This is a genomic window from Streptomyces pathocidini (assembly GCF_001418495.1).
Lineage (GTDB): Bacteria > Actinomycetota > Actinomycetes > Streptomycetales > Streptomycetaceae > Streptomyces > Streptomyces pathocidini.
This window is the reverse complement of the sequence record NZ_LIQY01000317.1, coordinates 1-3,934: the sequence shown is the minus strand read 5'-3', so window position 1 is coordinate 3,934 and position 3,934 is coordinate 1. Positions and strand designations below refer to the sequence as shown.

The window sequence follows — 3,934 nt, the reverse complement described above, 5'->3', positions numbered from 1 at the left end:
GCCGCGACCGCGCCCGCCGCAGGGGCCGCGGAGCTGGTCGTCAACAGGGCCCCGGAAGTCTGCCTGCTGGGGACGGCCGTGCCCGCCGAGCCGGGCACGTTCGACCCCGTCGCCCGGATCAAGCGGGAGCGGCCGCAGGTCGCGGTCGTGGTGCTGGGCCCCGTGCCCAACCCGCGCGGCATCGCCGCGGCGTTCGCCGCGGGCGCGTCGGGGTACGTGCGCCACGACGAGCGCATCGAGGGCGTCGAGCGCGCGATGCTCAAGGCCCGCGCGGGCGAGGCCGCCATCGCCCCGCAGCTGCTCCAGGGCGCGTTCACCGAACTGCTCAACCCGGCCGCCCAGCCCGACGACGAGGCCGCCCGGCTGCTGCGGATGCTCACCCCACGCGAGGTCGAGGTGCTCGTACGGATCGCGGAGGGCGAGGACACCCGGCTGATCGCGGCCGGGATGGACATCGCCCCGAGCACGGCCCGTACGCATGTCCAGCGCGTGCTGATGAAGCTCGACGTCTGCTCGCGCCTGGAGGCGGCGGCACTGGCCGCCCGCACCGGACTGCTGGAGCGGGCGGCCGGAGAAGCCGGGGGAGGGGCCGTCAGGGGCGAGGGCCCGGACTAGCGAAGTCCGGTCCTGGCGCCGGGAATCGAGCCGCCGCGAAGGCCGCCACGGAGCTCACTGCGGGGCCGCCACGGAGGCCGCCGCAAGGCCGCCGCGGAGGCCGGGCACGGGGTCCGGCACGACACTCCGGCACGGCATCCGGCATCCGGCATCCGGCATCCGGCATCCGGCCGCGGTCTCGCCGCGCGGCGTCAGCGTCGCGGCCGCTCGCCCGGCGAGGAGCCGCCCGGCGGCTCGCTCCCCGCCCTCGGCCGGAGTTCCGCCGGCGGCTGCGGCGGGGGGATCGGGCGCAGCCACAGCCAGAGCAGGAACAGCAGCCCCAGGGCGAGCATGGCGAGCCCGGTCCACAGGTTGATGTTGATGTTCTCGGCCTTGTCGATGTCCTTCTCGGACGCGACGATCCCGGCGATGGTGACGATGATCCCGTAGACCACGAACAGCCCGCCGATGATGCGCCGTACGTCGAAGAGCCGGGCCGCCGTCGCGGACTTCTCCTCCAGCTCCTCGACCTTGTGCTGGTACTCGAACTCTTCGCCGCTCATGGTGGCGCTCCTTCCCTCGGGGTGCCGCGGTCAGATGGAGAACGGTCAGATGGAGAACGGGATGTAGCAGAGCGCCGCGAGGATGATCGCGGCCCAGCCCAGCAGGGCCGGCTTGCGGTACCACGCCTCGTCGCCGACCGCGGGCGGCTCGGCCATGCCGGGGGAGACCGTGCCGTAGACGAGCCCGGCCAGCGACTCGATCGGCTTCGGCTTGGTGAACAGCGAGACCGCGACCATCACCACCCCGCCCACCACGAACGCCACGATCGCCGAGACGAAGTTGGCGCCCTGGTCGCTGGGGATGCCGATGACCTTCTCCTTGTAGAGCCAGAAGTAGTTGATCATCGCGGCCACGGTGCCGCTGAGCAGCCCCCAGAACCCGGCCGCCGAGGTGGCCCGCTTCCAGAACATGCCGATGATGAAGACGCAGAACAGCGGCACGTTGAAGAAGGAGAACAGCGTCTGGAGGTAGTTCATGATGTTGCTGAAGGTGGAGGCGATGAACGCCGTGCCCATGCCGCACAGCACCCCGATCGCCGTCACCACGCGCCCGGTCCTGAGGTAGTACGAGTCCGGGCGGTTCTTGACGAGGTACGCGGCCCAGATGTCGTTGGTGAAGACGGTGTTGAACGCCGAGACGTTGGCGGCCATGCCGGCCATGAACGCGGCCAGCAGCCCGGTGATGGCGACCCCCAGCACCCCGTTCGGCAGCAGGTCGCGCATGAGCACCGGCACCGCGTCGTTGTACTCCAGGCCGCCGGGCTGGCCCAGGTCCGGCTCCATCACCAGCGCGATCAGGCCCGGCACGACCACGATCAGCGGGATGAAGATCTTGGGGAAGGCGGCGATCAGCGGGGTGCGCTGGGCCGCCGAGAGGTTGCGGGCGGACAGCGCGCGCTGCACCTCGGCGAAGTTGGTCGTCCAGTAGCCGAAGCTGAGGCAGAAGCCGAGGCCGAGCACGATGGTCAGCCAGTTCGCGCCCAGCGGGTTGTCCGAGCCGATGCCCGTGCCGCCCCAGGCGGAGGTGAAGTTCTCGCCGTGCGAGGCGTTCAGCTTGTCCATCAGCCCGCCCCAGCCGCCGACGTGCTTGAGGCCGACGATGGTGAGCGGGATGAGCGCGGCGAGGATGACGAAGAACTGCAGCACCTCGTTGTAGATCGCCGAGGAGAGCCCGCCGAGGGTGATGTAGGCGAGGACGAAGAAGCCCGCGACGACGACGGCCACCCACTGCGGCCAGCCGAGCAGCGCCTCGATCACGATCGCCATCGCGTACAGGTTGACGCCCGCGATCAGCACGGACGCCACCGAGAAGATGATCGAGCTGAGCAGGTGGGAGGGCGGCCCGTAGCGGTGCAGCAGGAACTCGGGGACGGACCGGACCTTCGACCCGTAGTAGAAGGGCATCATCACCAGGCCGAGGAAGACCATGGCCGGGATCGCCCCCACCCAGTACCAGTGCACGGTGTACGCGCCGTACTGTGCGCCGTTGGCCGCCATGCCCAGGATCTCCAGGGCGCCGAGGTTGGCGGCGACGAAGGCGAGTCCGGTGACCCAGGCGGGCAGCGACCGGCCGGAGAGGAAGAAGTCGAGGCTCGTCTTCACACTCCGGCGGGCGGCGAACCCGACGCCCAGGACGACGGCGAAGTAGAGGACCAGAATGGTGTAGTCGAGTGCGTTGGTGGGCAGTCGCAGCGTTTCGGCCAGATACATGGATCACTCACTTCGGGTCCGGGGTGGTCACTCCCCGCTGTCGTCGCGTTACGGGCTGGAATTTCCTAGAACTTCTGCCTTTTGCGGGCGGTTGTCCAGGAGGCGGCACCCGGCGCAGCGACTATTGACCCGCGCTGTTGAGTTGTGGTTTGTTGTGTTCGTTTCTGTTTGTGTGAGGGTAGGGCGAGGAGCGCCACCGTGAAGAAGACGTCGACCCGGCTCGCGGACGGGCGCGAGCTCGTCTACTACGACCTCCGCGACGACGCGGTGCGCGACGCGGAGGACCGGCGCCCGCTGCCCACCGTCTCCACCGCCTCCGAGATCCGCGCCGACCGGCTGCTCGGCGACTCGGTCGTCGTCGCCTCGCACCGGCAGGCCCGTACGTACCACCCGCCCGTCGACGAGTGCCCGCTGTGCCCCTCGCGGGACGGCCGGCACACCGAGATCCCGGCCGCGGACTACGACGTCGTGGTCTTCGAGAACCGCTTCCCCTCCCTCACCGGCGACGCGGGCCGCTGCGAGGTGGTCTGCTTCACCCCCGACCACAACGCCTCCTTCGCCGATCTCACGGAGCCCCGGGCCGCGCTCGTCCTCGACGCCTGGACCGACCGCACCGGCGAACTCGCCCGGCAGCCCGGGGTCGAGCAGGTCTTCTGCTTCGAGAACCGGGGCCAGGAGATCGGCGTCACGCTCGGCCACCCGCACGGCCAGATCTACGCGTATCCCTTCGCAACACCCCGTACTGCCCTGATGCTCCGTTCGCTCGCGGAGCACCGCGAACGCACCGGCGGGCGCAACCTGTTCGACGACGTGCTCGCCGACGAGCGGGCCGACGGGCGGCGGATCGTGTTGGAGGGCGAGCACTGGACGGCCTTCGTGCCGTACGCCGCCCACTGGCCGTACGAGGTGCACCTCTACCCCCACCGCCGCGTCCCCGACCTGCTCGCGCTGGACGACGCGGCGCGCGCGGAGTTCCCGGGGCTCTACCTGGAACTCCTGCGGCGCTTCGACCGGATCTTCGATGGGCGGGTCGGCGAGGAAAGGGGCGCGCGGGTCGGCGGGGAAAG

Annotated in this window: 4 protein-coding genes; 2 read left to right on the top strand and 2 right to left on the bottom strand. The window is 70.5% G+C overall.

Annotated elements, in window-relative coordinates; all coding sequences use genetic code 11:
• Positions 1-615, top strand: a 615-nt coding sequence (locus tag AOK16_RS16080; protein WP_055472929.1) for a helix-turn-helix transcriptional regulator, incomplete at its 5' end; no start/stop codon positions are given.
• A 191-nt stretch (positions 616-806) separates the two neighbouring features.
• Here AOK16_RS16080 and AOK16_RS16075 read toward each other — a convergent pair.
• Both AOK16_RS16075 and AOK16_RS16070 read right to left on the bottom strand, forming a co-directional pair.
• Positions 807-1,157 (bottom strand): hypothetical protein, encoded by a 351-nt coding sequence (locus tag AOK16_RS16075; RefSeq protein ID WP_055472928.1) that lies wholly within the window; start codon positions 1,155-1,157, stop codon positions 807-809.
• A gap of 45 nt (positions 1,158-1,202) precedes the next feature.
• Complete coding sequence (locus tag AOK16_RS16070) at positions 1,203-2,867, bottom strand: sodium:solute symporter family protein (RefSeq protein WP_055472927.1); 1,665 nt, start codon at positions 2,865-2,867, stop codon at positions 1,203-1,205.
• 198 nt (positions 2,868-3,065) lie between these two features.
• Between AOK16_RS16070 and AOK16_RS16065 the strand changes: the two genes are divergently transcribed.
• A partial coding sequence (locus AOK16_RS16065) for a galactose-1-phosphate uridylyltransferase (RefSeq protein ID WP_055472926.1) occupies positions 3,066-3,934 on the top strand: 869 nt, incomplete at its 3' end.